This is a genomic window from Brucella sp. 22210 (assembly GCF_052045675.1).
Taxonomy (GTDB): Bacteria; Pseudomonadota; Alphaproteobacteria; order Rhizobiales; family Rhizobiaceae; genus Brucella.
In genome coordinates this window covers 196,258-222,111 of record NZ_JBQEPD010000001.1, presented here as the reverse complement: position 1 = coordinate 222,111, position 25,854 = coordinate 196,258, and the positions used below count along the sequence as shown (strand labels likewise).

Sequence of the window (25,854 nt, the reverse complement as noted above, 5' to 3'; positions counted from 1 at the left end):
ACCTTCAACTCCGGAGCAATGGTGCGCCGGAGGATCAAGGGTTTGGACAATGAAACAGCAAATCTCCGTTATCACACTTGGTGTCGCCGACTTGGCCCTTTCGCGTCGGTTCTACGTCGAAGGCTTCGGTTGGACGCCGATTTTCGAGAATGAAGAGATCGTCTTCTATCAGATGAACGGTTTCGTGCTCGGCACCTTTCTCAAAACTTCGCTGGAAGCCGACATGAACCGGAGCGGCCTGTTACGGCCCGGCGCATTTTCGCTCGCCCATAATGTGGAGCAAAAATCCGATGTAGCGCCGCTGATGCACCGGCTGATAGAGACCGGTGGAACGCTGCTGCGCGCTGCCGACGCGCCTCAACATGGCGGCTTTCGCGGCTATGTCGCTGACCCCGACGACCACGCCTGGGAAATTGCCTGGAACCCTGCCTGGCAGATCGACGAAAACGGTCTGGTGACCTTCGGACTTTAGCCCTGCGACGTAACCGAATCTGTTTAAAACCATCCCGGAGAGGCGAGTGGACTTGTCTCTGCGGGCTGCTCCGCGCTCATATGAGCGACGGAGTGCAAGGGGCAATTCCGCATCGCCACTATTTGCGCTATGATTTGATTCTGGCTGCTTCCACGCCTCCCCCCTCCAATCGGGAAAGCATTTTCCATGCAGGAAGTATCAATCATCGAACCGACTGTTCGAGCATAGATGCATGAGGAGGGATTGCGATGACCGCTCGCCACAGAAGGTCACAATGATGAAATTATCATCTCCCATTTATCACCTGAAACATCACGCGAAGCGCCTTTCACGCGATGCCCGAATTCCACTTCACGCCGCGCTGGACCAAGTGGCTGCGCAGGAGGGCTACAAAAGCTGGAGCATGCTCGCGCAGAAATCGTCAGCCTCCATGTCCGGCAAGGATCTGTATCAGAGCTTGCAAGCTGGCGATCTGGTTTTGATCGGTGCGCGTCCCGGCCATGGCAAAACACTGCTCAGTCTGGAGATTTTGATCGAAGCGATGAAGGATGGAAGGCGCGGTCTGTTCTTCTCGCTCGATTACAATGAGAAGGATGTGGCAAGCCGTTTCGATTATCTGGGTACTCGTCCCACACTTTTCAGCGACCGTTTTGTCTTCGATTGTTCTGACGCGATCAGCGCCAGTTATGTTGCGGAGAAGTTGAACCGTGAACCGGCAGGCAGCTTTGCTGTTATCGATTATCTGCAAATCCTCGACCAAAAGCGCGACAAGCCGGAGCTTATGTTGCAGATCAATGCGCTCAAAGCTTTTGCCCGCGAGCATGCGATGACGATCATCTGCATTTCACAAATCGACAGGTCTTTCGATGCTGATGTCAAGGTCTGCCCGGACCTCGACGACGTCCGATTACCCAATCCGCTTGATCTGTCGCTGTTCAATAAAACCTGCTTTCTCAACAACGGAACCTTGCGGCTCCAGCTCAACGGCAGTTGAGCGTCAGCGAAGGACTATCTGCGGCGTGAGCGATCACGCCGCAGAAATCAACCGTTCCGCACCGGTGCGATAGGAAATTGCGCCAGCTAAATGAACGCGGCTGACCTGATCCACGCCGTCTAGATCGGCCAGCGTGCGGGCAACTTTCAGGATGCGATGATAGGCGCGCGCGGAAAAGCGCATCTGCTCGCTGGCATCGCGCAACAGCTTCAATCCCGCTGTATCCGGTCGTGCCACGTCCTCGATCAGCTTTGCCGAACAATGAGCATTCGTCATAGACGGATCGAAACCCAACGCCGCATAGCGGGCAGCCTGAACGGCCCTGGCACGGGCCACCCGTTGCGCCACGGTTTCGCTGCGCTCCGACTGCGCAGGCTGAATGAGGTCCAGCGCCGAGATGGCGGGCATGTCGACACGCAGGTCGATACGGTCCAGAAGCGGCCCGGAAATCCGCGCCTGATAATCCGTCTGGCAGCGCGGTCCCCGAGCGCAAGTGTGGCCGGGTTCACCCGCCATCCCGCAACGACATGGGTTCATGGCGGCAATCAGCTGAAAACGCGCCGGATAGCTGGTGCGATGATTGACGCGGGCGATCAGACATTCTCCCGTTTCCAACGGCTGGCGCAGTGAATCCAGCACCTGTGGCGAGAATTCGGGAAACTCGTCGAGAAACAGCACGCCATTATGTGCGAGCGACACTTCGCCAGGTCGGGCGCGCAGGCCACCGCCGACCATCGCCGCCATGGATGCCGAATGATGCGGCGACCGGAAGGGCCTGCGGTCGGAGAGTTTTCCGCCTGCCAGCTCTCCGGCTATGGACGCGATCATGGACACATCCAGCAATTCGCGCGGAGACAGGCCCGGCAAGATCGATGGCAGGCGCTGCGCCAGCATCGACTTGCCCGAACCGGGCGGGCCGACCAGAAGCAGATTGTGATTACCCGCTGCGGCGATTTCCAGCGCGCGCTTTGCCGTTTCCTGCCCCTTGATATCGGCAAGGTCCAGCAGATTTTCGCTGGAAACCCGCATGGAGGGATCGGGCGGCGTCAGCACCTGCGTTCCACGAAAATGATTGGCAAGCGCGATCAGGCTGCGTGGTGCGAGAATATCGATATTGGCACCGGCCCAGGCCGCTTCCGGCCCACAGGCATGGGGGCAGATAAGCCCCTTCTCTTCGCGATTGGCCCCGATGGCAGCAGGCAGAACACCCGCCACCGCTGTGATTGATCCGTCGAGCGACAGTTCACCCAGCACCAGATAGGATTGAATGGCGTCGGCGGGAATGGCGCCGATGGCCGCCATCAGCCCGACCGCGATCGGGAGATCGTAATGCGACCCTTCCTTTGGCAAATCGGCAGGCGCCAGATTGACCGTGACACGCTTGGTGGGCATGGACAGCCCGGAGGCGTGCAAGGCCGCCTGTACACGTTCGCGGCTTTCCGCCACCGCCTTGTCGGGCAGGCCGACAATCGACATACCCATCTTGCCCGGAGCAACCATGACCTGCACATCGACAGGCACTGCTTCTATGCCCTGAAAGGCAACTGTTCCAACCCGCGCGACCATAAGCCCCCACTCGCCACGCAGCACATCCCTAAAGTGAGAAAATGCTTAAATACAACCAGAGGATTTAAGCATTTTTCCCGAAACAGATCAAGAACGTCGTGTGGCGGTTGAGGTCGGGAATTTACCAGGAAACGCGCGCACCTATGCGACCGGAGAGAAGCCTGAAGCGCTCACCGCCAAGATTGAACTCATAGGATGCATTGGCATAGAGCGAGGTATTGTCGGCAACCTTGGTCGTGAAACCGGCACCGAGTTCCAGGCTTGTTTCTTCCCAGGATGGGCGAAGCCGGTCATTGTTGAAGTAGATCGTATCGCTCGCCTTGAACTGGTGCCAGACATTGGCCAGCATGAACGGATTGAACGGCCGTTCGTTGATGGTGTAATTGCCTTGCAGGCGCGCACCGACACGGCCGGTCCATGAGTCGTTATTGTCATAGCTGATGGTACCGCCGGGATCGGTTGCATCATCGAAATTCTGATACTGCCAATAAATCTGCGCCTGCGGTTCGATCACCCATTTATCGGTGATCGAGAACTTCTTGCCCGCTTCCAGAGAAGCCGACCATTCCTTGCCGTGGAAGCTGGAACTGTAATTCGCCACAGATTCCGTATCGATGCTAAGCCAGGAATGCATGACGATGGCGTCAATATAGGCCTCATCTTCCCAGGTATGGGTCCAGTAGGCGCCGAGACTATAGGCATCGACATCGATGTTACCGATCTCGATATTATTGCCGTAGATGTTTCTGGCGCGCATGTCGCCCCAGCCGCGCGCATAGCTGGCCATGAGACCGAACGTATCGAGCTGACCATTATCATGTTCGGCGCGATAGACCGGCACGCCGAACTGCATGCCCCACTGGTTACCCTTATAGCGCTGATCGGCAAATGTGCTCAGGTTCTGGCGATACTGATCGCCGAACACGCGCGCCCAGATGATGTGCTTGTTTGCCTCATCACCGAACCAGGACTGTTCGCCATGGCGTTCGTGGAACGTGCCGAGAGCCACGCGCAGCAGGCCACGCACGACGGTGGGCGTTGCGCCGAGGATCGGAACTTCAGGACGAACCAGCGTGACGCTTCCACCATCGTCGCCGTCACCCGATCCACCTCCGTTGCCGCCTCCAGTTCCACCACCGGAACCTCCGCCAGTCCCGCCACCCGTCCCGCCGCCCGTGCCGCCGCCTGATCCTCCACCGGAGGAACCGCCGCCGGTATTGCCATCGCCGTCGCCATCACCTTCATCAGGTCCCGGCAACAACCAGATCGGCAGATCCGGATTGCTGGTGTCGATGCCGGAGAAGTTGTTGCGCAGATACCAGTTGTTCTCAGTGCCAGCCGTCACGCCGCCTTGCACCAGCTGATATTCGTAAATACCGGCAGAAGCGCGCTGCGCCAGACTAAACGTACCCTCGCCGGTGGTCGCTCCATTAACGGCTTCCACCACGAGAATGCCGTTCTGCTGGGTCTCTGCACCCGTTCCGCCAACATTGGTGATCACGATACCGGTTGAACCGGTCGTCGTGCCGCCCGAAATAACCAGCTTGTCGGATGGCGCATTGTCGCTGGCCAGAACCGTATTCAGCCAGAGCTGGCCGGAATTGCCCTGATAATTGCCGACGATGGTGAGGCTGTCCGACGTGGAATTGGAACCGTTGGTGAGATCGATAATGCCAGCATTCACCACCTGCGTGAGACTGCCGCTCACTGCGGGGCTAATGGTCCATGTGCCGCTGCCTGCGCGCAGATAGCTGGTCGAATCGATGGTGAGCGTGCCGGTCGAAGTGCCGCTGTCGCCGAGCGTCAGATTGCTGTTCATCGTCAGCTCGGACGCGCTCTGGAGCGCAATAAGCTCCCAGTTGATCAGGCGCTGCGGATTGCTGCCTTTGGTGTTCTGCCAGACCAGCTGATCTGTGCCGAGCCCGCCATTGATCTGGATGCCTTTCAGCTGGGTATCGGTCAGCCCCTGAAACACGGCGACGTCATTTTCCGTGCCCATATCGATGCCGCCGATCAGACCGCCAGTCCACAGCATATAGTCGGCGCCCGCGCCCGCCATCAGTGAGCCGGTAACTTCACCGCCGGACAGGAGGAAGACGTCGTTGCCGGCGTCCTGATTCACTGTTGCGCTGACACGACCGCCGCGCATGTCGAAAATATCGTCGCCGGAGCCTTGCGAAACGCTGCCGTTTATCTGGCCGGGATCGTAATTGATGATCGTGTCATTGCCGGAACCGAGCGCAATCGTGCTCTGGATCGTGCCGTAATTCTGCACATAGGTCTGGCTGGCGCCGTTGACGAAAATGCCATTGTTGAGCGAAGCGCCAGTGGTGTTGGTGATATTGGTCGCACCATCGCCATTGATGGTGACGCCATTGTTCAGCGTACCATCATTGGTAATGTTATTGGTGCTGTTGCCGGTGAAGCTGAAAACCGAATTGATATGCGAATTGACGTAATTGTGGACCGTATAGGTGCCGTTGCCGCTGATCGTCAGGCCACCATTGATCGTGGCGCGATTGTCGAAAACGAGGCTGGTCGCATCGGTTATGACCGCGCTCTGCATATTTCCCGAATTGTCGACGGTTAGCGCACCCATGCTGCTGGCCGTGAACGGACCATTCAGATTGGTGTTCTGCTGGATCACGACATCAAGGCTGCCAAGCCCGCTGGTGCTGAACCCGTTCGGATTGCCGTTACAGATGACAGTATCGCCGGAAGCCGGAGATGCAGGCGTACAATCGGCCAGCGCGGTCTCTGTATAGGGAAAGAGAAGAAGAACCCCGATGACGGGTATGGGCATTTTAAACTGAGGTGCGGTTAAGCGCAGTGATGGAAAGGCGCGACTTTTTCTGTTCTCAGTCGAATTACGCATTAAAATCCCCTCAACACTATCCGACAAATCACTGAATATTTCGAATTCTGCATTAAAGAGCGGGATTGGCAATAACATAAATTAGATGAATCTAACTTTATAAGATAGTGTTGCCCAAACTGACGTCTGAGACAGAAGCGACATGTTTCATTTTGGTTTTGCAAGTTTTCTCAATGGTATAATCATAATAAACGATTACCAGACTAACAAGAAACGGGCTCCCATTGCTGGAAGCCCGTTTCACAATACTGATAGCTTTATAGCTAAAATACCGCACCCCTCTCATAACAAAGGGCAGTGCGCTTGATTATCGCTTTGCTTCCACGGCATCCCAGAACAACGCAGCGATATTGGTGCCGTCGAAACGCTCAATCTCGCGGATACCCGTTGGCGAGGTGACGTTGATCTCGGTCATATAATTGCCGATCACATCGATGCCGACGAGAATGAAGCCGCGTTCCCGCAAGGACGGTCCGATACGTTCGCAGATTTCGCGTTCGCGCGGCGTCAGCTTGCTCTGTTCGGCCTTGCCGCCAGCATGCATGTTGGAGCGGGCGTCGGTTTCCGATGGCACGCGATTGATCGCACCCACCGGCTCGCCGTCGATCAGGATGATGCGCTTGTCACCTGCGCGTACATCTTTCAGATAACGCTGGGCGATGAACGGCTCGCGGAAGAGCTGGCCGAACATTTCGAGCAGCGACGAGAGATTGCGGTCACCATCGGCCAGATGGAACACACCCGCGCCGCCATTGCCGTAAAGCGGCTTCAGGATGATGTCGCCGAACTCCCGGCGGAAATCCATGACTTCCTGCGGGTCCTTGGTGATGAGTGTTTCCGGCATCAGATCGGGAAACTCGGTAACAAAGATCTTTTCGGGGCTGTTGCGCACCCAGGCCGGATCGTTGACGACCAGCGTCTTCGGATGAATGCGTTCCAGAAGATGCGTGGTGGTGATGTAGTTCATGTCAAAGGGTGGGTCCTGGCGCAGCAGCACCACGTCCATTTCCGACATGTCGCGGCGGATGGGCTCGCCCAGCGTGAAGTGGTCGCCCACAACGTCGCGTATGTCGAGTTTTTCAAGACGGGCCGAAACAACACCATCGCGCATCGACAGGCGGTCGGGCGTGTAGTGATACAGCTCGTGGCCGCGCTTTTGCGCCTCCAGCGAAAGCGCAAATGTTGTGTCGCCCTTGATATTGATCGTGCTGATATGGTCCATCTGGACCGCGACTTTGAGAGCCATGATTTCCTCGCGATTCGAAGTTGCCGGAAATCTAAAACGGAATGAACCGGCGATATAGTGCCTTTCTGCCGTCAAAACGCCGCCGTTCCTGCCTTTCAGGCAGTTTCGGCCCGACGGAGAAACACAAAAAAGTGTTTACTAAGGGGCCTCACTTCCAAAGCACGCGCCCCACCCCATATGATGGATCACAAATAGATCCCCCTAGATTCAAGGGAACCCCATGAAAAAGATCGGCTTTCTCTCGTTCGGCCATTGGTCGCCCTCACCGCAGTCGCAAACCCGTTCGGCTGCCGATACGCTGCTGCAATCGATCGATCTGGCTGTCGCCGCAGAAGAACTCGGGGCCGATGGCGCCTATTTCCGCGTGCACCATTTTGCGCGCCAGCTCGCCTCGCCCTTCCCGCTTCTGGCCGCTGTCGGCGCCAAGACCAGCAAGATCGAGATCGGCACCGCCGTGATCGACATGCGCTATGAAAACCCGCTTTACATGGCGGAAGATGCAGGCGCTGCCGACCTGATCTCCGGCGGACGCTTGCAGCTCGGCATCAGCCGCGGATCGCCCGAGCAGGTGATAGACGGCTGGCGTTACTTCGGTTACGCGCCGGAAGACGGCCAGACAGATGCGGATATGGGGCGCAAACATGCGGAAGTATTTCTGCGCACGCTGAAAGGCGAAGGCTTTGCCCAGCCCAACCCACGTCCGATGTTCCCCAACCCGCCCGGCCTGCTGCGTCTGGAGCCACATTCCGAAGGACTACTCGACCGCATCTGGTGGGGTGCGTCGTCAAACGCCACGGCTGTCTGGGCGGCCAAGCTCGGCATGAACCTGCAAAGCTCCACGCTGAAAGACGATGAGACCGGCGAGCCGTTCCATATCCAGCAGGCCAAGCAGATACGCGCCTATCGCGAAGCCTGGAAGGAAGCGGGCCACAGCCGCACGCCGCGCGTTTCGGTGAGCCGTAGCGTTTTCGCGCTCGTCGACGACCGTGATCGCGCCTATTTCGGTGCCGGCGGCAAGGAGCAGGACAGCATCGGTTACATCGATGAAAACACGCGGGCGATCTTCGGCCGGTCCTATGCGGCAGAACCGGAAGATCTGATCAAGGAACTGGCGCAGGACGAAGCGATCGCCGAGGCGGATACGCTGCTTCTGACTGTCCCCAACCAGCTTGGCGTCGACTACAACGCCCATGTCATCGAAGCGATCTTGAAACATGTCGCTCCGGCGCTCGGCTGGCGCTAGACGCATCGAGATCAGGAGCGGCTTTGTCCCGGAGGAAAGGCAAAGCCGCTTCTTCATGTTTGCCCTATTGGTGCCACGCCAGAGGTTTCCAATTGGTCGGAAGGTATACTAAACACGTAATCCGCAAGACGCTTTTCAGGAGGAAAAGGTGACGTCCGTCAAAACCGCCATATTCGCTGACCATATCGCCGAGCTGGGCGAAGGTCCGGGTTACGATCCGCTGACGGGCCACGTCTGGTGGTTCGACATTCTCGGGCAGAAACTGATCGAGCGAAACTGGGACAGCGGCGCGATAGAGGTCCATGACCTCGGCATGAAAGCCAGCGCCCTTGCCGTCATCGACCGCGAGCGCCAGCTTCTGGTCAGCGAACATGGACTGTTCATCCGCGAACGCGCCAATGGCCGCCTGACCATGCATCATCCGCTGGAAGCCGACAATCCCGTGACACGCTCCAACGATGCCCGCGTTCACCCGTCCGGTTCATTCTGGATCGGCACCATGGGCCGCAAGGCCGAGAAGGATGCCGGTTCCATCTGGTGGTATCGGGAAGGTCAGGTGAAGAAGCTCTTCTCCGGTATCACCATCACCAATTCGATCTGCTTTTCACCCGATGGAAAGATCGCCTATTTCGCCGATACCGACCGCAACATCATCTGGCGCGTCGATACCGATCCGGAAAATGGCTTGCCGGTTTCGGAAAAGAGCGTCTTTCACCATCGGATTGAAGAAGGCGGCGTGGACGGATCGGTCGTGGATGCGGAAGGCACCGTCTGGAATGCCTGCTGGGGCGGAAAGGCGCTGCATGCCTATTCGCCGCAAGGCCGTCTGATCCGCTCTATCGAGCTGCCGGTTACCCAGCCGTCTTGCCCGGCCTTTGTCGGCCCGGATGCGGCAGTGATGATTGTGACCAGCGCCCATGAGGGCATGAACGACGCAGCCCGCAATGCCGACCCTCATGCCGGAAAGGTACTGTTGCTCGACCTCACATTGGCAGGGCGGCACGACCCGCCGGTGCTGCTCTAAAAGCTGTCAAAAAGACAAAGGCCCCTTCCGGGGCCTTTTACATTCCAACTGAAAGCGCACTTTTCGGGATGTGCTTTAGCCTTCAAAAGCCTCAACAATGAGAACTTCACCATCCGCAACGGTCCGGCGGATCGCGGCGGCTGCCTGATATTCAGGTGAATTGAAGCAATCAAGCGCGTGCTGCATGGTCTCGAATTCGATGACGACATTGCGCGCACGACCCTGTCCCTCGACGGCTTCCGCCTTGCCGCCGCGCGCCAGAAATTTGGCACCATAGCGCTCGAATGCAACCTTGGAGCCTGCCACATAGTCCTTGTAGCGTTCCGGGTCGCGAACATCCACGCGAGCGATCCAATAGGCTTTTGTCATGCTTTCCTCCTCCAATATTATTTACGCAACCGAGCGCATTTCCTCCAGAATGGCAAGCGCTGACGCTTTGCGATCCACCGCTCCGACAATCGGTCGCGCCACAACGAGATGGCTCGCACCAGCGCGAAGCGCATCCGCAGGCGTCATGACACGCTTCTGGTCGCCCTTTTCAGCGCCTGCGGGGCGAATGCCCGGAGTCACCACGGCCATATCCGGCCCGATTGCCTGACGGATGGCCGCGGCTTCGGCTGCGGAAGCGACGATACCGCCCATGCCCGCCTCACGCGCCTGACGCGCACGCTTCAGCACCAGGGTTTCCGCATTGTCGGAATAGCCCGCTTCCCGAAGGTCAGCGTCGTCCATCGAGGTCAGCACCGTCACGCCGAGCAGGCAGAGATCGGACCCCTTGGCCGCTTCGACGGCGGCGCGCATGGCTTTCGGATAGGCATGCAGCGTGAGCATCGAGACGCCCATTTTCGCAACATTCTCCACGCCCTTGGCAATGGTGTTGTCGATATCGAGCAGCTTCATGTCGAGGAAGACTTTTTTCTTCGCTGCAATCAGGCTCTTTGCAAAATCGAGACCGCCCGCAAAAACCAGCTGATAGCCGATCTTGTAAAAGGATACGGCATCACCGAGTTCCTCAACGGCTTTTTCCGCTTCGGCGATAGTTGGCACATCGAGGCCCACGATCAGCTGATCGCGTAATTCTGTCGTCGTCATGAAATTCTCCGCTGTGATTCTGTCTTGAGCGGGATCTATTTCACGTTGAACATAACCCCGCTCAGGCATTTTGCTTGAGCATGATCTTTTCCGAAAACCGGTGCCCACTTTTCGGGATCATGCTCTATTCGCACAACAGGGCGCGGTACGAAAGATACCGCGCCCTGAAATATGCATATCGAACGGAGAATCAGCCGACCCGGCTGATCACGCTGTGGCAAACGGCTGTGAGCATCTTCGCGCTGCGCTCATCCTTGAGCGTGCCATCTTCATTGAATGCCGCCGAAGCACGACCGACCGAACATTGCTCGGTCACGACCTGCGTTCCCACTGCCATGAGTACGGCGCGCAGGTGATAAAGCCCGCGCATACCAGCGAAGAGACCGTCGGAGGTTGAGCACAAACCAACCGTCAGGCCGCTATAAGGCCGAAGCGGCTTGTCGCCATCCTGGGAAATACGGCTGATCCAATCGAGCGTGTTCTTGAGCAGCGGCGGGATCGACGCATTATATTCCGGCGAGCAGATCAATAGCGCGTCGTGTTCGGCAAAGAGCCGACCGAGCTTCATGGCGTTTTCCGGAACGCCATGCTCCTTCTCCAGATTCTGGTCCATCAGCGGCAGCGGATAGTCGGCAAGCGTAATGCGTGTGACTTCTGCGCCCTGCGCCCGCAATTCCTGTTCGGCGGCATCCGCCATATGACCCGAGAAAGCGCCGATACGGATCGAACCGGCGAAGACAAGAATGCGTGCGGTCATGGACAACTCCTATGAAGTCAGTGTCTGAATCAAAAAGCGGCAGGCCGTGGCGAAAATGGTGATTTCGAGAACCGGAGCGCAGCGTACTTTTGGGTACGTGAGCACCGGAAGCACAGAAATTGCCATTTGCAGACCGGCATGGTGACTTTTAGATCAGACACTCAGCCGAGCGGTCTGCGATAAACCCACAGCTGTGCCGGCGGAACGTTGCGCATGACGAAATCATAGTGCTGGACCGTGTAATTTCCACGGCCGGACGGAACCGGTGGCAGAGGACCATAGGTAATCTGCATGAAGGGGCGACCGCGCGGAATACGCGTCAGCATGTCTTCGATGAGCTGGATGCGGCGCGCCATCGGGAAGTTGAGCAACGGCACGGCAGAGACAATACTGTCGAATTGCTGGTCCTTCATCTCGCCAAGCGTGGTGTCGAGATCAAACGCATCACCCTGGATGATGTTCACTTCGGGATATGTCTTGTTCAGATGCTCGACGAAATCCTGCGAATACTCGATGGAGTAAAGATCAGACGGCTTCACGCCATGTTTGAGGATCGCCTTGGTGATGACGCCGGTGCCCGGTCCAAGTTCCAGAACCGGCAGGCCCGAATGAATGTCGATCACACTCGCCATGCGTCGCGCGGTGATGGAGCTGGTCGGCAGAATGGCGCCTACCGCTTTCGGACCGTCAATCCACCCTTTGAAAAAACGGATTTCCTCGTCGAATTTCGCGGCGAGTTTCCTGCCGAGTTGACCTGCCATTCCGCATGCTCCCATTGTCGTTATTGGACAAGCTTATGCCGCTTTCAATTCCCTAAGCAAGGCAGGAATAAGGAAAATATGAAAAAAGGGAGCCGCATGGCTCCCCTTTTTTATTCACCTATTCCCTCGAAGAATTCCTTCATCCGCGAGAAGAACCCGGCTGATTTCGGGCTGTTCTCCTGCGAGGAGAGTTTTTCGAATTCCTCCAGCAATTCGCGCTGGCGCTTCGACAGGTTTTGCGGCGTTTCAATATCGATCTGGATATAGAGATCGCCCACTGCCTGCTGGCGCAGAACTGGCATGCCCTTGCCCTTGAGGCGGAACTGCTTGGCGTTCTGCGTGCCGTCCGGAACCTTTACGCGGGTCTGGGTGCCGTCCAGTGTCGAAACTTCGAACTGACCGCCCAGCGCCGCCGTGGTCATAGAGATCGGCACCTTGCAATAAAGGTCGGCCCCGTCGCGCTGGAAGAACTCATGCGGCTTGACCGAAAGGAAGATGTAAAGATCGCCCGACGGTCCGCCGCGCATGCCGGCTTCGCCTTCGCCTGCAAGGCGAATACGGGTGCCATCCTCGATACCGGCCGGGATATTGACCGACAGCGAACGCTCCTGCGTCACACGGCCCTGACCATGGCACTTGCCGCAAGGGTCCTTGATGACCTGTCCGCGACCGTTACAGGTCGGGCAGGTGCGTTCCACCGAGAAGAAGCCCTGCGCCGCGCGAACACGGCCCGAACCCGAACACATGGTACAGGTGGTGGGCTGCGAACCGGCCTTGGCGCCGGAACCGGAGCATTCGTCACAGGTGATGGAAGTCGGCACGCGAATCTGCGCGGTCTTGCCGGCAAATGCTTCTTCGAGCGTCACTTCCATATTATAGCGCAGATCGGCGCCGCGTTCGCGACCGTTGCTGGAACGGCGGCGACCGCCACCCATCATCTCGCCAAAAATATCTTCGAAAATATCGGCAAAACCGCCTGCGCCACCAAAGCCATTGCCGAAACCGCCACCCGCGCCGCCATTTTCAAAGGCAGCATGGCCGAAACGGTCATAGGCAGCCCGCTTCTGCGGGTCCTTCAGCGTTTCGTAGGCCTCGCCGATTTCCTTGAACTTGCGTTCGGCTTCCGGATTATCCGGATTGCGATCAGGATGGTACTGCATGGCAAGCTTGCGAAAAGCCGCTTTCAGCGTCTTGTCATCGCAGGACTTTTCAACGCCCAATGCTTCGTAATAATCGATCTTCATACGTCCGTTACCCCGGCGGCTGGACCGGACTCCCAACCGGAGCCTTCGTTATTATTCGTCATATGCCGAATACAGAAACTGGCAAAAGCCCGGCATGGAGCCGGGCTTTCACTGTCAGCGGCAGATGATTACGACTTCTTCTTGTCGTCGTCGATTTCTTCATAGTCGGCGTCAACGACATCGTCCTTGGACGAAGCGTGTTCGCCGCCTTCGGCCTCTGCACCTTCAGAAGCCTGCGCTGCCTCATACATGGCCTGACCGAGCTTCATCGCCGTTTCAGCAAGCGTCTGGGTCTTGGCCTTGATGTCTTCGGCGTCGTCGCCTTCAAGCGAGGTCTTGAGTGCTGCAACAGCACCTTCGATTGCCTGCTTGTCGTCTTCCGAGACCTTGTCGCCATAATCCTTCAGCGACTTTTCAGTCGAGTGGATCAGGCTTTCGGCCTGGTTCTTGGCTTCGACAGCATCACGGCGCTTCTTGTCGGCGTCGGCATTGGCCTCGGCGTCCTTGACCATCTTTTCGATGTCGGCATCCGACAGACCGCCCGAAGCCTGAATGCGGATCTGGTGCTCCTTGCCGGTGCCCTTATCCTTGGCCGAGACGTTCACGATACCGTTGGCATCGATGTCGAAGGTCACTTCGATCTGCGGCACGCCACGCGGTGCAGGCGGAATACCTACGAGGTCGAACTGGCCGAGGATCTTGTTGTCGGCAGCCATTTCACGCTCGCCCTGGAAGACGCGGATCGTCACAGCCGACTGATTGTCTTCGGCGGTGGAGAAGGTCTGCGACTTCTTGGTCGGAATGGTCGTGTTGCGGTCGATCAGACGAGTGAACACGCCGCCGAGCGTTTCGATGCCGAGCGACAGCGGGGTCACGTCGAGCAGCAGAACGTCCTTGACGTCGCCCTGCAGAACGCCGCCCTGGATAGCTGCGCCCATGGCGACGACTTCGTCCGGGTTCACGCCCTTGTGCGGTTCCTTGCCAAAGAAGGCCTTCACGACTTCCTGGATCTTGGGCATGCGGGTCATGCCGCCGACCAGAACCACTTCGTCGATTTCACCCGCCTTGAGGCCAGCGTCCTTCAGAGCGGCCTTGCACGGCTCGATCGTGCGCTTGACGAGATCTTCAACCAGGCTTTCGAACTTGGCGCGCGACAGCTTGATTGCAAGGTGCTTCGGACCGCTCGCATCAGCGGTGATGAACGGCAGATTGATTTCGGTCTGCTGGGCAGCCGACAATTCGATCTTTGCCTTTTCGGCAGCTTCCTTGAGGCGCTGCAGAGCAAGCTTGTCGTTCTTCAGATCGATGCCGCTTTCCTTCTTGAACTCGGTGATCATGTAATCAACGATGCTCATGTCGAAGTCTTCACCGCCGAGGAACGTGTCGCCGTTGGTGGACTTCACTTCGAACACACCGTCGCCGATTTCGAGGACCGACACGTCGAAGGTGCCGCCGCCAAGATCGTAAACGGCAATGGTCTTGCCTTCGTTCTTGTCGAGGCCGTAAGCCAGCGCAGCAGCGGTCGGCTCGTTGATGATACGCAGCACTTCCAGACCGGCAATCTTGCCTGCGTCCTTGGTGGCCTGACGCTGGGCGTCGTTGAAGTAAGCCGGAACAGTGATAACAGCCTGCGTGACGGTTTCGCCAAGATAGGATTCAGCCGTTTCCTTCATCTTCTGAAGGATCATCGCGGAAACCTGCGATGGCGAATACTTCTTGCCGTGAACTTCTACCCACGCATCGCCATTGTCGCCCTTGACGATGTGGTACGGGACAAGATCCTTGTCCTTGGTGACCATCGGATCGTCGAAACGACGGCCGATCAGGCGCTTGACTGCAAAAAGGGTGCCTTCCGGATTGGTGACAGCCTGACGCTTCGCAGGCTGACCAGCGAGACGTTCGTCACTATCGGTGAAAGCAATAATGGAAGGCGTCGTGCGAGCGCCTTCGGCATTCTCGATGACCTTCGCGCTCTTACCGTCCATGACGGCGACGCAGGAGTTGGTCGTTCCCAGATCGATACCAATAACTTTAGCCATATTTCTCTCCATTCAGCAAACCGCCAAGACCTCTACCGAGCGTTCCATGGGCGGTTCCTACGGTTTTCACAATGCCCGCTTCAAGGTTGGGTTCCGGAGGTTTTTTCATGAGCCTCCGGCCTGTCATCGAAGCCCTGTGCGAGGCGTATATAAGAAAGGCGCTTTTTCACTGCAAGTCAGAACAGCCGGACAGCCTTAAATTCCTTCCCGGCTATTCTGACAGGTCTGTTTCCAGACGGTTCTAGACTTCTACGAAACCACTATTTTTGCCCGCGCGATAGATCGCATCGATAAAGCGCTGATTTGCTTTGGAATTCTCCAACGAAAACAAGGATACGTCCTCGCCCTGCACTGCGCGCACGAAGCTTTGCGCCTGCAATTGATAGTGGTTTGCGTCCGAAAACGACCATTCCGTCGCTTCCGTGTGGCCTGCGTCATAAAGCGTGATGCGGCCATGACCGTATTTGCCGGTGTTGAACGGCGCATGAACTTCAATGAAGCCCTTGTCGCCGTGGAAAACCATGGTCTGGCGTCCAGCAAGCTGAGTCGCGACATAGAAGGTCATGTCGAAGCCGTCGAATCGCGCCGCGACATTGGCATAACGGTCGGTGCCAAAGTTCGGATCGATCTCGACCGAAGCCTGCACCGAGAGCGGTTCCTTACCCGTAACCATGCGCGTCACGACCGTCGGGTAAACACCGATATCGGGCAGTGCACCGCCGCCAAGGTCCGGCTGGTTGCGCATGTTGCCCGGATCGACGTTGAAATAGGTGAAAGCGCCCTGAACATGGCGCAAGGTGCCAATGGCGCCTTCCGCCAGCAATGCACGCAGCTTGATCCATTGCGGATGATAATAGACCATAAAGGCCTCGGCGATCGTGACCTTATGCTTGTCGCGTGCGGCGATGAGCTGGTCGATATCGTCGGCCTTGAGCGCGATGGGCTTTTCGCACAGCACATGTTTGCCAGCTTCTGCGGCCTTGATCGTCCATTCGATATGCTGCGATGTCGGCAGCGGGATATAGACACCGTCCACCTGATCGCTGGCGAGCAATTCCTCATAGGAGCCGAAGGCAAGCGGAGCGCCGAAACGGTCAGCCACGGCACGGGCACGGGCGTGGTCGCGGCTCGCGATTGCATGGACAACCCCGTTATCCGACGCGGCGAATGCGGGAATCACCTGCGTGACGCCGATTTTGGCGGTGGAAAGAATACCCCAGCGGAACATGCCATTTCCTTCGTTCAGATCGTTACTCTCACAATGCGCATCGCCGAATCATTCTGGCGCATCCCAGTCCTGAAAAGTCAGTTCCGGCCAGTATGAAAGCGCGCGGCGCGCCTTGGTTCGGTGCGTTGCGGCGTTATCGATGGCACGATTAGGCCTGAGACGAAACGAAAAAATGTCGTCAAGGCCGAAGGGCGCATGTAACGTCAGCGTGTTGTCACTTTCCGCCCTGGCCCCCACACAATGCGCAATGGTTGAAAACCGCCTGATTGATTCCGTGGCAGAGCGCAGCAGTTCATAAGGCTGACCGAAGCGCTGTTCGAACCACAGATGCACCCGCGCCTGATTGCGTATTTCCACCGGCAGAGGAAAATCGCTGAAAAGAGCCTTTCCTTGCTCGATCAGCCGGTCTTCTGCCTCCCAGGACAGATCGTCCGCATCGAAATAGATAATATCGACATCCTTGATGCCGTGCTGAGCCGGGCGCTCGGTCAGGTGATTCCAGACACTGTTATAAAGTGCGCCCGAAACGATCCAGAATTCCGGGCTTTCCTCGCCCTTTCCAGCCTGCTTACTGGCCGCAGCAAGATCTTCAAGGCGCGAAAAGACGACAGTCAGGAGCGGATTTTGCAGGATGATATTCGTGAAGACCGCACGCTGTTCGTGCTCCGGCAATCCGGCATAGCGCAGATGGTTCATCCTGCTTGTTCCTGTCGATTTCGGTTTGGATTCAAGTTTCGGTGCCGGAAGCACAGCGTAAAAAGAAGTTCACGCCTGTCACCGTAATATTATAAGCCACTAATAAGACTTGTTATTCCGTTCTACACATGCTCTGTGCGCGCTATGCAAACAGGATCTGTTACAAAAGTGCTTGGCATTTTTGCCATTGCTGCCGTTGTCATCGCTTGCTTTGCCCTCGTGGGACTGGTTCTGGTCTACGGGATGTATGGCGTCATCTTCATTGATGGCGTTGCAAGCGCCGTTCTCCTTGTCGTCTTCTCCGCGATATGCTGGTTCACCAAGGTCGACTGGCGCAAGCCCGAAGCAGCCGCGATCATGATTTCGTTCATGGCCTTCGCTGCCATGTTCTTCGATAGCCGCGGCAACCCGCTCTATAACCAGCCGCTGGCATGGATTTTCGGCAGTCCCGGAAGCCATATGCAGATCAGGGAAATCGTCAGCCATGGCGGCGGGAGCACCGGCGTGAACTATGATTTCCAGCTCGTCAACATCTATGGCGCCATCGAACGCTCCGTCAGCGGCTGGATCGTCATCCCGTTCCGCTTCTTCGAATATCTGGTGGTGCTGTCCGTCGTCGTTTCAATCATCACCTTCATCAGAAACCGTTCCGGCAGCAACTGGTTGCCGGACAATGCTCGTGAATAGATCGGAACACGGCGTCCGATTCTTTAAAGAGGAAAAGCACATGAGACGATTTTCGCCGCGCGCAATCCTGTTTGCGTTTCTGGCAGTCCTCCTGCCTGCAGCGGCCTTCGCGCAATCCGCCGATGAGGCCGATCCGAATGCCGCCATCGAGAAAATGAACGCCTATGTTTCGCTTCTCAACCGCACGATCCGCGCATCGGAATCGCTTGGCAGATATGACAGCTGGGTCGACATGAAAAAGGGCCCGACCGGCAAGGAGCGCAATGTCTACGGGCTCTATTCACTCTATGACGTGCGCAGCGAAATCGAAGCCGCCGAGGGCGCGACCAAGGTCGACCCGAAAATGCCCGATCTCGATGCGGCCATGGAAAGCTACATCGCGATTTACCAGAAGCTGGCGCCGGTGATCGAAAAAGCCAGCAAATATTATGATCGCAAGGACTATATGTCCGACAAGTTTGCCGAAGCCAAAGCCTTTCACAAGCAGATTGCCGACTATGCGCCAGAGTTCCTGAAGGAGCGCAAGCGCGTCGACGCGCTTCTGGATGAAGAAAAGAGCAAGATCGATCTCGCCGAACTCGACGCCATTGAAAAGGCGGAAGGCAAGAAGGCCAACTGGCATGTTCGCAATGTCATGATGCGCGCCAAGTCGGTGGTGGACCTGCTGCCGGATAATGACAAGCCGGTGGTCGACATGGAAGCCTTCGGCAAGGCCATGGATGTCTATGCCGCCGCCGTACGCGAAATGGACGATTACGCTTCGGAGCACCCGAACTCCTTCCACGTCTTCGAATCGCGCCCGGCAAGCCTGCTCGGCAAATTGCGCTCGTTCCAGCAAGCGCTGCAGAAGACCAAGGGCGATGCCCGCAAGGCACGCGTCGGTTCGGATCTCGAATGGATCGTCAACGACTATAATATGATGGTCTCGACCTCCCAGTCGGCCACCATGTTCTCCAAGGACTGATCCGCCTTTATTGGTACGGAAAGAAAAAGCCGGGGCATGACCCCGGCTTTTTATTGTCGTTGTGAGTGGCAATTACATGCGCCGTAAAGCGGGAGGTGCCAGCGTCAGCAACCCGGCCAGCGTCATCGCAAAGCCAACCCACAAGGGCGCATGGAGACCATATCCTGCTTCCATTGCCTGACCGCCGATCCATGGGCCGAGGCCGAGACCAATATTGATGACCGATGCATGCATTGCATTCACCAATGCGCCGGGATGGGCAATACGCATCACACGTGCCACGAAGGCGGGATTCAGTGCAATTCCCGTCAGGCCGATCATCACAATGGCAAGGATCGCAGCCGATTTGAGTTCGGCGAAGAGCGCGAAGATCAGCATGGCCGCAAGCATCACCACGAGACCGGCAAAGATGGTCACGATCGTGTGCCGGTCGGCAAAACGACCGGAAACATAGTTGCCGACGATATTGGCCGCGCCATAGACGGCAAGTAGAAACGGAACCTGCATGGCCGAGAAACCGGCCAGTTCCACGGTGATCGGCGACAAATAACTGTAAACCGCAAAAGACGAGCCGATGACGAGCGCGCTGGTGGCATAGGCCGCCCAGAGCTTCGGCTTGCGCATTTCCGCCAGTTCCGAGCGCAGATCAGCCTGCGGTCCCTCACGGGTCGTTTCGATCTTCAACGCGATGACCAGCGCGCACAGCAGAATGAGAACTACAATGCTCCAGAAGCTGGCGCGCCAGCCGAAAGCATTCGTGATCGCCGTGGCAATCGGCACGCCGAGCACGGTGCAGAGCATCAATCCGGCAAAGACCAGCGACGATGCCCGCCCCCGCAATTCCGGCGCAACCAGCTGTGCGGTAATGGCCAACATGAGGCCGAAACTCGTCGCTGCGGCCATGCCTGTCAGCACGCGAGCAGCCAAAAGCACATGGAAATTGCTGGTGGAGGCGGCCACGCTCTGGGCAAGCGCGTAGAAGATCAAAAGGCCCAGCAATCCGCGCTTGTTCTCAATCTTCAAGGCCAGAAACAGCACGGTCACCAGCGGACCGCCAATCATCATGCCCAAAGCATAGAGCGAGATCAGATTGCCGATATCCGCAATGGACCGGCCAAAAGCCTCTTGCAATGAAGGCATCATGCCCGAGATCATCAATTCGGAGGTCGTCAGCGCAAAAACGCCGAGACTGAGGCAATAGACAACCATCGGTATTGCCCGCGCCTCTTTACGGGACATGGACGCCCCTTCCGCCGCAAGGGCAGATTCGCACGAATCGTTCATGGAGACGAATCCCTATTTATGTAATAATGATTATATAATTCATATCGACTTGTTCGGAGAGGTCAAGCGAATTATATAAGACAGACTATAGAAAGGGAGGAAAAATGGTTTCGCGCGGTCGCCCGCGCAGTTTCGATCGCGATGCTGCGCTGGACAAGGTCATGAAGGTATTCTGGGCCAAAGGCTATGAATGCGCCCAGATCAGCGATTTCACGGCAGCCATAGGCATTACGCCGCCGAGCTTCTATGCCGCTTTCGGCAATAAGGAGCAGGCTTTTCGCGAGGCCGTCGATTTTTACCGGCGCACCATCGGCGCCACCCCCTTCGCAGCTCTGGAAGACGCCGCCGCCATTCAGGATGGCATACGACTCTGGCTCGAATTGAGCGCGGACAGCGCCTTTGCCTGCCCGGCTGGCGGCTGCATGATCAGCGTCAGCTCGATCCAGTGCAAACCGGAGAATGTGCCGGTCAAGGAGTTCCTGACCGCCATTCGCCATACCAATCAGGAACTGCTTTCTAAGCGCCTGCAACGCGCCTTGCGCGAGGGCGACCTGCCGGCAGATACCGATATCACCCAGATGAGTGAGTTCTACCACGCAATCCAGCAGAGCCTCTCCTATGAGGCGCGCGACGGCAGTTCGCGTGCAGCAGTGCAAAAGATCATCGACATGGCCATGCGCGCCATGCCTGCGCGTGCGACTATCCCCGCATGAGTGGCACGATATCCGCGGTTCTGATCCATGTCGGCGATGTTGCAGCCGCAATCGAGTGGTATCGCAAAGCCTTTCCGCACGCCGTTCCCAAACATCTCGAAGCGTTTGATTTCAGCTATCTGCAAATCGGTGACATCGATCTGGAAATTGTTCCGGCGGACGAAAAGGTTTCGTCCGGTGCGGCGGGAAGCATTGTCTATTGGCACGTCGACAATTTCGATGAATCACTGGCACTTTTGATGGCCATCGGCGGCAAGCTCTATCGCGGACCGCTCGATATTCAGGATGGCATGCGCATGTGTCAGGTCCAAGACCCATGGGGCAATTGCATCGGCTTACGAGGTAAAAAAAGCCCGGCTTGAAGCCGGGCTTTTTGTTTTATGCTTATCCGCGCAGCACGCCGCCGGTCTGTTTGGCGACACTCGCCACGACCTGCTTCGACAGTGCTTCCAGATCTTCATCGGTCAGGGTGCGATCCTGCGGCTGCAACAGCACTTCAACCGCGATCGACTTCTTGCCTTCGCCAAGCGATGCGCCCGTGAAGATGTCGAACACCTGCACGCCGACGATCAGCTTCTTGTCAGCGGCGGAAACCGCCTTCACGACATTGCCTGCTTCGACATTTGCATCCACCACAAAGGCATAATCGCGCTTGAGGCTCTGGAACTGCGACAGGTTGAGCGCAGGCTTCGTGCGGGTTGCCTTTGCCTTTGGCTCAGGGATCGCATCGATATAGATTTCAAAGCCGCAGAGATTGCCCGATACATCGAGCGCTTCCAGCGTATCCGGATGGAACTCGCCGAACGTGCCGAGCACGACCTTGGGGCCGAGCTTCAACGTGCCCGAACGACCCGGGTGGAACCATTCCGGACCACCGGCTTCGATCTGGATGCGATCAACCGGCGCACCGGCCGCTTCCAATGCGGCCAGCGCATCGGCCTTGGCATCGAACACACCGACCGTCGCGGCATTGCCGGACCAGAAACGGCCAGCGCCGTCGACGCCTGCCGTTCCACGACGGATACCGCCCGCCACACGGCGCTGCTTCTCCGGCGTGTCGCCTTCGTAAATGCCCGACACTTCGAACAAAGCGATATCGCCGAAACCGCGATCCGCATTGCGCTGTGCCGCAGCCAGCAGGCCCGGCAGAAGCGACGGGCGCATATCCGACATGTCGGATGCAATCGGGTTGGCGAGCTTCAATTCCGGCTGGCCGCCGCCAAATGCCTTGGCCTGCGCTTCGGAAATGAAGGAATAGGTCACCGCTTCCAGCATGCCCCGCGAAGCGAGCATGCGGCGGGCATGACGCGTGCGGATCTGCAAGGTGGTTAGGATGCGGCCATTGACGGCACCGTGGCTTGGCAGCGGCTGCGGCTCGATCTGGTTGATGCCGTGAATACGCATGACTTCTTCAACGAGGTCGGCCTTGCCTTCCACGTCTCCGCGCCAAGTCGGCACCGTTGCCTTGATGACCTTGCCGTCACCTTCAACACCGAAACCGAGGCGCTTGAGAATATCCAGCGAGGCGTCGTAGGAAACCTCTATACCCGTCAGACGCTTCACTTCCGTGACCGGGAAGTCGATGACGCGCGGCGCAGGGGCCCTGTAACCGACAATGTCGAGAACCGTCGGCTGTCCGCCGCACAGATCGAGAACCAGCTTGGTCGCAATTTCCGCACCCGGAACCATCATTTCCGGATCGACGCCGCGTTCGAAACGATAGCGCGCATCGGTGACGATGCCGAGTTCACGGCCCGTACGCGCGATCATGCGTGCATCCCACAGAGCGGATTCGATCAGCACATCGACCGTGTTTTCGTCGCAGCCCGAATGTTCGCCGCCCATGATACCGGCAATCGATTCGGGACCGTTCTCATCGGCGATGATGTACATGCCGCTGTTCAGCTTGTACTCGCGCTGGTCGAGCGCCAGAATGGTTTCGCCATCCTTGGCGGCACGCACCGTCAGATTGCCCTTGACCTTGGCAGCGTCGAACACATGCAGCGGACGGCCCTGATCGAAGGTCACGTAATTGGTGATGTCCACCAGTGCATTGATGGGGCGCAGACCGATAGCCTTCAGACGCTGCTGCATCCATTTCGGGCTCGGGCCGTTCTTCACGCCCTTGACCATGCGCAGCGCAAAGCCGAGACAGAACGGGTTTTCCGCATTCTGATCGAGAATGATCTTGACCGGCGTTTCGCCTTCACCCTTGGCGGCGGCAGGCAGCGTGTTCTTCAGCGTGCCGAGACCGGCGGCTGCCAGATCGCGGGCAATGCCGTGAATGCCGGTGCAATCGGCGCGGTTTGGCGTGAGGCCGATTTCGATGATCGGATCATCAAGCCCCATATAGGCCGCAAAGCTGGTACCGACCGGCGCATTTTCCGGCAGATCGATGATGCCATTGTGCTCGTCGGACAGTTCCAGCTCGCGCTCGGAACACATCATGCCGAAGCTTTCGACACCGCGAATCTTGCCGACTGACAAGGTGACATCAAGACCCGGAACATAATCGCCCGGACGGCCGAGAACACCGACCAGACCCGTGCGGGCGTTCGGCGCACCGCAAACGACCTGAACCGGCTTGCCATCGCCCGTATCGACGGAGAGTACGCGCAGCTTGTCAGCATCGGGATGCTGGGTGGCGCTCACCACCTTGGCGATCTTGAAAGCCTTGAAGGCAGCGCGGTCATCGACCGATTCCACTTCAAGACCGATATCGGTCAGCTTCTCGACGATCTGTTCGAGCGTCGCGTCGGTTTCAAGGTGATCCTTGAGCCAGGAAAGCGTAAATTTCATTTGTGTATCCCTTTCCTGTCCTTACGCGCTCAGACCACCGAACAGCGTCGGTAGATCGAGCGGACGGAAACCGTAATGGTTGATCCAGCGCACATCGGCGTCGAAGAAGGCGCGCAGATCCGGCATGCCGTATTTCAGCATGGCGATGCGGTCGATGCCCATGCCCCAAGCGAAGCCTTGATAGATGTCCGGATCATAACCGGAAGCGCGCAGCACATTCGGATGCACCATGCCGCAGCCCAGAATTTCGAGCCAGTCATTGCCTTCGCCGAACTTCACATGCGGGCCGGAGCGGTCGCACTGGATATCCACTTCGACAGAGGGTTCCGTGAACGGGAAGAAGCTCGGACGCATGCGCATCGTCACCGAAGGCACTTCGAAGAACGCCTTGCAGAACTCTTCCAGCACCCATTTCATGTTGGCGACATTGGCCGACTTGTCCACGACCAGACCTTCGACCTGATGGAACATCGGCGAATGGGTGGCGTCGGAATCCATGCGATAGGTCTTGCCCGGGATCACGATGCGGATCGGCTCGTCGCGGCCTTCCTTGTCACGGATCGCTGCGAACTTCTCCATCGTGTGCACCTGCACCGGCGAGGTATGCGTGCGCAGAAGCTTGCGCTCGCCCTTCTCGTCCGGATTGAAGAAGAACGTGTCGTGCATCTCGCGCGCCGGGTGCCCTTCCGGGAAATTCAGCGCTGTGAAATTGTAGTAATCGGTCTCGATATCCGGACCTTCGGCAATCGAGAACCCCATATCGGCGAAGATCGCGGTGATCTCGTCCACCACCTGCGAAATCGGATGAATGCGACCGCGCGAAGCAGCGCTTTCACGAACCGGCAGCGTCACATCGAGCTTTTCGCGCTCAAGGCGGGCGGCAACAGCAGCCTTGCGCAGCGCTGTCTTGCGCTCGGTCAGCGCATCGGTGACGCGGTTCTTCAAACCGTTGATCGCCGGTCCCTGAACCTGGCGCTCTTCCGGGGTCATGGTGCCAAGCAGTTTCAGCTTTTCGGAAACCGTGCCCTTCTTGCCCAGTGCCGCGACGCGGACCGCTTCAATCGCCTGCTCATCGCTGGCGGCGGCGATTTCGCCCATGATCGTTTGTTCGAGTTGTTCAAGATCGCTCATTTGTTACGTCCCTGTCGCGTCTTAGACGCTCCACGCCTCTTGGTTAGCTTCCCACTCGTGTCTAAAGACACTCGTCGCCTCTTGGTTTACGTCCCTGTCGCGCCTGCAACGTCCACGCCTCTTCATCGGCGATATTTGCGGTGGGCACCAGATAAGAAAGAAAAACCCGCGCCAGCCGAGCCAGCGCGGGTTCCCCAAATTCACAATATCACTTGGGAAGGGCTGGCTTAGCGGACAGCGCCTTCAAAAGCGTTCGGCGTTTCGGTGTTCTTGAGGTACTCAAGAGCCTTCTTCGCCGATGCAACCAGCGCACCGAATGCATCCGGTTCATGGATTGCGATGTCAGACAGGACCTTGCGGTCAACTTCGATACCAGCCTTGGCCAGACCGTCGATGAAACGGCCATAGGTCAGGCCCTGCTCACGGACAGCAGCATTGATGCGCTGGATCCAGAGAGCGCGGAAGGTACGCTTGCGATTCTTGCGGTCGCGGTAAGCATACTGCTTCGAACGATCAACTGCAGCCTTAGCGGTGCGGATGGTGTTCTTGCGACGACCGCGGAAACCGGCAGCCTGATCGAGAACTTTTTTGTGCTTGGCGTGTGAAGTAACGCCGCGTTTTACGCGTGCCATATTATGATCTCCTTAAAGGACAGCGGCTTAGAGGCCGTTAGGCAGGAACTGTTTTACGATCTTCGCATCTGCATCGGCGAGCACCATGGTGCCGCGAGCATCGCGAATGAACTTGTTCGAGCGCTTGATCATGCCATGGCGCTTACCAGCGGCGGCAGCTTTAATCTTGCCAGTGCCGGTGATTTTGAACCGCTTCTTAGCGGCCGATTTGGTCTTCATCTTGGGCATTTTGCTACTCCTTTGTTTCGTCCCCGTCGTGCCTGCGGCACTCCACGCCTCTTGTGTTCAGGGGCGCTTGTGCCTGCATCACACAGGAACAGTGTTTTTACTTTCAGGCAGACCAAGCCTGAAAAGCATACGAAACCGCCACGGCATGCCCTGCCGGGCGGTTCGAACGCGGCCTTATA

At 57.5% G+C, this 25,854-nt stretch carries 24 protein-coding genes; 8 read left to right on the top strand and 16 right to left on the bottom strand.

Features of this window, described 5'->3' with window-relative positions; all coding sequences use genetic code 11:
• The first annotated feature begins 49 nt into the window (after positions 1–49).
• Both ACTJKP_RS01085 and ACTJKP_RS01080 read left to right on the top strand, forming a co-directional pair.
• The gene (locus ACTJKP_RS01085; protein WP_440629403.1) at positions 50–472 is read left to right on the top strand and encodes a VOC family protein; all 423 of its coding nucleotides are present in this window, start codon (positions 50–52) and stop codon (positions 470–472) included.
• Positions 473–749: 277 nt separating this feature from the next.
• Complete coding sequence (locus tag ACTJKP_RS01080; RefSeq protein ID WP_078337820.1) at positions 750–1,466, top strand: DNA helicase; 717 nt, start codon at positions 750–752, stop codon at positions 1,464–1,466.
• A gap of 33 nt (positions 1,467–1,499) precedes the next feature.
• Here the strand turns inward: ACTJKP_RS01080 and ACTJKP_RS01075 are convergent, their stop codons facing one another.
• The 3 genes from ACTJKP_RS01075 to gshB form a co-directional block, all read right to left on the bottom strand.
• A complete protein-coding gene (locus ACTJKP_RS01075) occupies positions 1,500–3,032 on the bottom strand; it encodes a YifB family Mg chelatase-like AAA ATPase (protein WP_440629402.1) in 1,533 nt (510 codons plus the stop codon).
• Positions 3,033–3,153: 121 nt separating this feature from the next.
• On the bottom strand, positions 3,154–5,835 hold the full coding sequence (locus ACTJKP_RS01070) for an autotransporter family protein (protein ID WP_440629401.1): 2,682 nt from the start codon (positions 5,833–5,835) through the stop codon (positions 3,154–3,156).
• A gap of 379 nt (positions 5,836–6,214) precedes the next feature.
• Entirely contained in the window at positions 6,215–7,153 is a 939-nt protein-coding gene (gshB, locus tag ACTJKP_RS01065) for a glutathione synthase (protein ID WP_440629400.1), read from the bottom strand.
• A 220-nt stretch (positions 7,154–7,373) separates the two neighbouring features.
• Between gshB and ACTJKP_RS01060 the strand changes: the two genes are divergently transcribed.
• On the top strand, positions 7,374–8,396 hold the full coding sequence (locus ACTJKP_RS01060) for an LLM class flavin-dependent oxidoreductase (protein WP_440629399.1): 1,023 nt from the start codon (positions 7,374–7,376) through the stop codon (positions 8,394–8,396).
• Positions 8,397–8,544: 148 nt separating this feature from the next.
• On the top strand, positions 8,545–9,420 hold the full coding sequence (locus ACTJKP_RS01055) for an SMP-30/gluconolactonase/LRE family protein (RefSeq protein WP_440629398.1): 876 nt from the start codon (positions 8,545–8,547) through the stop codon (positions 9,418–9,420).
• A gap of 75 nt (positions 9,421–9,495) precedes the next feature.
• Here ACTJKP_RS01055 and ACTJKP_RS01050 read toward each other — a convergent pair whose 3' ends face one another.
• From ACTJKP_RS01050 to ACTJKP_RS01015, 8 genes are all read right to left on the bottom strand, one after another.
• Entirely contained in the window at positions 9,496–9,789 is a 294-nt protein-coding gene (locus ACTJKP_RS01050; RefSeq protein ID WP_078337686.1) for a DUF1330 domain-containing protein, read from the bottom strand.
• Between the two features lie 21 nt (positions 9,790–9,810).
• Complete coding sequence (pyrF, locus tag ACTJKP_RS01045) at positions 9,811–10,512, bottom strand: orotidine-5'-phosphate decarboxylase (RefSeq protein WP_440629397.1); 702 nt, start codon at positions 10,510–10,512, stop codon at positions 9,811–9,813.
• A 190-nt stretch (positions 10,513–10,702) separates the two neighbouring features.
• Complete coding sequence (locus ACTJKP_RS01040; protein ID WP_440629396.1) at positions 10,703–11,269, bottom strand: NADPH-dependent FMN reductase; 567 nt, start codon at positions 11,267–11,269, stop codon at positions 10,703–10,705.
• Between the two features lie 161 nt (positions 11,270–11,430).
• Positions 11,431–12,030: a phospholipid N-methyltransferase PmtA gene (gene pmtA, locus ACTJKP_RS01035; protein ID WP_078337683.1), complete on the bottom strand. Its 600-nt coding sequence runs from the start codon at positions 12,028–12,030 to the stop codon at positions 11,431–11,433.
• A 110-nt stretch (positions 12,031–12,140) separates the two neighbouring features.
• Entirely contained in the window at positions 12,141–13,274 is a 1,134-nt protein-coding gene (gene dnaJ, locus ACTJKP_RS01030; protein WP_078337682.1) for a molecular chaperone DnaJ, read from the bottom strand.
• A gap of 128 nt (positions 13,275–13,402) precedes the next feature.
• On the bottom strand, positions 13,403–15,313 hold the full coding sequence (gene dnaK / locus ACTJKP_RS01025) for a molecular chaperone DnaK (RefSeq protein WP_440629395.1): 1,911 nt from the start codon (positions 15,311–15,313) through the stop codon (positions 13,403–13,405).
• A 241-nt stretch (positions 15,314–15,554) separates the two neighbouring features.
• Positions 15,555–16,541 carry a Gfo/Idh/MocA family protein gene (locus ACTJKP_RS01020; protein WP_138784070.1) on the bottom strand — a complete coding sequence of 329 codons (987 nt, stop codon included), beginning with the start codon at positions 16,539–16,541 and terminating at the stop codon, positions 15,555–15,557.
• Between the two features lie 48 nt (positions 16,542–16,589).
• Positions 16,590–17,237, bottom strand: coding sequence for a nucleotidyltransferase family protein (locus tag ACTJKP_RS01015; RefSeq protein WP_440629394.1), 648 nt, complete (start codon positions 17,235–17,237; stop codon positions 16,590–16,592).
• 168 nt (positions 17,238–17,405) lie between these two features.
• Here ACTJKP_RS01015 and ACTJKP_RS01010 point away from each other — a divergent pair, with 168 nt between their 5' ends.
• Both ACTJKP_RS01010 and ACTJKP_RS01005 read left to right on the top strand, forming a co-directional pair.
• Complete coding sequence (locus ACTJKP_RS01010; protein WP_440629393.1) at positions 17,406–17,924, top strand: hypothetical protein; 519 nt, start codon at positions 17,406–17,408, stop codon at positions 17,922–17,924.
• Between the two features lie 40 nt (positions 17,925–17,964).
• Positions 17,965–18,888 (top strand): YiiG family protein, encoded by a 924-nt coding sequence (locus tag ACTJKP_RS01005; RefSeq protein ID WP_440629392.1) that lies wholly within the window; start codon positions 17,965–17,967, stop codon positions 18,886–18,888.
• A gap of 72 nt (positions 18,889–18,960) precedes the next feature.
• Here the strand turns inward: ACTJKP_RS01005 and ACTJKP_RS01000 are convergent, their stop codons facing one another.
• Positions 18,961–20,172: an MFS transporter gene (locus tag ACTJKP_RS01000; protein ID WP_440629391.1), complete on the bottom strand. Its 1,212-nt coding sequence runs from the start codon at positions 20,170–20,172 to the stop codon at positions 18,961–18,963.
• 104 nt (positions 20,173–20,276) lie between these two features.
• On the opposite strand from ACTJKP_RS01000, the gene ACTJKP_RS00995 reads away from it, so the two are divergent.
• Positions 20,277–20,885 carry a TetR/AcrR family transcriptional regulator gene (locus ACTJKP_RS00995; RefSeq protein ID WP_440629390.1) on the top strand — a complete coding sequence of 203 codons (609 nt, stop codon included), beginning with the start codon at positions 20,277–20,279 and terminating at the stop codon, positions 20,883–20,885.
• Entirely contained in the window at positions 20,882–21,247 is a 366-nt protein-coding gene (locus ACTJKP_RS00990; RefSeq protein ID WP_440629389.1) for a VOC family protein, read from the top strand. The genes ACTJKP_RS00995 and ACTJKP_RS00990 overlap by 4 nt, the downstream gene beginning before the upstream one ends.
• 22 nt (positions 21,248–21,269) lie before the next feature.
• Here the strand turns inward: ACTJKP_RS00990 and pheT are convergent, their stop codons facing one another.
• The 4 genes from pheT to rpmI all read right to left on the bottom strand — a co-directional run bounded on the left by pheT (position 21,270) and on the right by rpmI (position 25,675).
• A complete protein-coding gene (gene pheT, locus ACTJKP_RS00985; RefSeq protein WP_440629388.1) occupies positions 21,270–23,684 on the bottom strand; it encodes a phenylalanine--tRNA ligase subunit beta in 2,415 nt (804 codons plus the stop codon).
• A 21-nt stretch (positions 23,685–23,705) separates the two neighbouring features.
• The gene (gene pheS / locus ACTJKP_RS00980; RefSeq protein WP_440629387.1) at positions 23,706–24,815 is read right to left on the bottom strand and encodes a phenylalanine--tRNA ligase subunit alpha; all 1,110 of its coding nucleotides are present in this window, start codon (positions 24,813–24,815) and stop codon (positions 23,706–23,708) included.
• 227 nt (positions 24,816–25,042) lie between these two features.
• On the bottom strand, positions 25,043–25,447 hold the full coding sequence (gene rplT, locus ACTJKP_RS00975; protein WP_078337671.1) for a 50S ribosomal protein L20: 405 nt from the start codon (positions 25,445–25,447) through the stop codon (positions 25,043–25,045).
• A gap of 27 nt (positions 25,448–25,474) precedes the next feature.
• Positions 25,475–25,675, bottom strand: a complete 201-nt coding sequence (gene rpmI / locus ACTJKP_RS00970; RefSeq protein WP_006473268.1) for a 50S ribosomal protein L35 — start codon at positions 25,673–25,675, stop codon at positions 25,475–25,477.
• Between the last annotated feature and the right edge of the window lie 179 nt (positions 25,676–25,854).